Annotated in this window: 3 protein-coding genes; 1 reads left to right on the plus strand and 2 read right to left on the minus strand. The window is 69.4% G+C overall.

Features of this window, described 5'->3' with window-relative positions; all coding sequences use genetic code 11:
- Nucleotides 1-95: 95 nt before the first annotated feature.
- Nucleotides 96-239, minus strand: a complete 144-nt coding sequence (locus tag NS220_RS20340; protein WP_193755427.1) for a hypothetical protein — start codon at nt 237-239, stop codon at nt 96-98.
- Between the two features lie 140 nt (nt 240-379).
- Here NS220_RS20340 and NS220_RS18625 point away from each other — a divergent pair, with 140 nt between their 5' ends.
- Nucleotides 380-751, plus strand: coding sequence for a hypothetical protein (locus tag NS220_RS18625; RefSeq protein WP_242864688.1), 372 nt, complete (start codon nt 380-382; stop codon nt 749-751).
- A gap of 171 nt (nt 752-922) precedes the next feature.
- Here the strand turns inward: NS220_RS18625 and NS220_RS18630 are convergent.
- Nucleotides 923-2,150, minus strand: a 1,228-nt coding sequence (locus NS220_RS18630; protein ID WP_058625450.1) for an amidohydrolase family protein, incomplete at its 5' end; no start/stop codon positions are given.

Consider the following 2,150-nt stretch of genomic DNA (forward strand, 5'->3'; position numbering starts at 1 on the left):
CCGAGGCCCCCGCGCCCGTCGAGGGGGCTGGAAGGCCAGACCCCGCCCGGAGGCTTCGACACGCTCGGCCCTTGGCGTCCGGCGGTGACCGCGCGTCAGCCCGCCGACACGTCCAGGCGGTGGGTGCAGCCGGTCGCCGGATCGACCTCATGTCCGGAGCCGGCCAGGCGGTGCCACCGCTTGTGGAACGCGAGTTCGGTGTCGGCGGGGTCGAAGACGCCCGCACCGCACTTCGACAAGCTCAACCACCTCCGCCACGCGGGCCCGGGCGCTTCGGCAGGCTCAGCGGCCTCCGCCACGCGCGCGAGCGAGGTCCCTGAGCCTGTCGGAGGGACCGGACCCGCGCGGCAAGGGGAATGCGACGCGTAGCGTGGTCTTCGTGGAGCCCGAGACCGAGGAGCAACGATCGCGCTTGGCTCACTGGAGCTGGCAGGACCGATCGCTGCAATCCACCACGCCGCCGCGACTCGAAGACGGACGGCGTCTCATCCGCGTCTTTCCGGAATGGATCAGCGGCCTCCCCCTCTGGGAGAACTTCACCGAGAACTATCCGTTCGAGCGCGATGCCCTGCCCCTCTCGTCCGAGCTGCAGGACGCGCTCGAGGCTTGGAACGAGCACTGGCAGGATCGGGACCTCGACGAGGAGCTCCCCGACCTGGACAGATGGCTCGCAGAGGGCAGGGAGCTCGTCGCGCGGCTCCGGGAAGAGCTCGGGGACATCGCCGACGTGCGGGCCGAGTTCGGGCTGTGAAGCGCGAGTCCTCGTTCGGTGCGAGTCCACGGCATCCGGGCAGGTGAAGCGCGAGTCTTTGCTCGGTGAGTGTCCAGAACAACCGGGAAGGTGCCGGCGACACGTCCGGGTGTTCTGGACACTCAGGCTGCGGGAAGCCGCGCGCAGCCGCGGGCGGGCGGAGCCGCGGGGCTAGAGGATGACGCCGAACTCCTCCGCCAGGGCGGGCAGCTGCTCGTGCAGAACAGCCGAGGCCTCCGCGGCGAGAGGGTTCGTCGAGACACCGTCCGCGTTCACGAGCTTCCCGCCGACGTACACCTGCTTCAGGTTGCGCAGGCCGCACGCGAGCACGTAGCTGCGGACGGGGTTCCACAGCGGACCGACGTCGGGGAGCCGCGGGTCGACGACCACGAAGTCGGCGAACTTGCCCACCTCGAGGCTGCCGACGCGGTCGTCGACGCCCATGATCTCCGCGCCCCCGAGGGTGTGCAGGCGCAGCACGCGCTCGGGCATCATCGACAGCGGGTCGTGGGTGCGAGCGCGCTGCATGAACATGCCCATGCGCATGTTCTGCCACGGGTCGGCGACGTCGGTGCAGGCCTGGTCGTCGAGGCCCATGCCGACCTTCATGCCCTGATCGAGCATCTCGGGCACGTGCGCGATCCCGGATGCGAGACGCCCGTTCGATGCCGGCTGCCACGACATGCTGGCACCGCCGGCGGCGGCATCCGCGATGATCTCGGGCGTCGTCTGGATGAAGTGACCGAACATCATGCCGGGACGCAGGGCTCCGGCGTTCTTGTACAGCTGGAACTTCGTCTGCTGGTGCTCGATCGCCTCGTACGTCTCGAGGAAATGCGCCTGGTTGGTGACGCCGAAGCGGTCCATGACCGCGACCTCGATCTCGGCGGCATCCGGCCGGGTCGACCACTGCACCTGCCCCATGATCGACGCGCCGAGGGCGATGTCGGGGTCCATCGCGAGGACGTGATCGTGGGATGCCTCGAACCGGGCGAAGATCTCCTCGTCGGTGCCGACGGTGGCATCGAGTGCGATGGAGTCGACGAAGCGGAGCCCGGCGTCGTGGCATCCGTCGGCCTGCCGGGTGTGCCAGGCGTGATCGCGCAGGATGCCGCCGCCGTCGGCGCGCTTGCCGTCGACCATCGGCTCCCAGGGCAGGAGGGGGTCGGTGAAGTTGTACGCGGTGGTCACGCCGTTCGCGAGGAAGTCGAGCGAGCCGTGCAGGGTCGCCCAGTAGATCTGGTCGGGTGAGGCGTTGTTGAGCACGCTGAACATCGAGGTGCACCAGCCGTAGAGCGTCTGGTCGACGCCGAGCCCGCGCGAGCCGCTCGTGAAGAGGTGGCTGTGGCTCGAGACGAAGCCGGGGGCGACGAACTTGCCGTCGACGTCGAGGATCTCG

Origin of the sequence: Microbacterium testaceum (genome assembly GCF_001476655.1) — a bacterium.
GTDB lineage: Bacteria > Actinomycetota > Actinomycetes > Actinomycetales > Microbacteriaceae > Microbacterium > Microbacterium testaceum_C.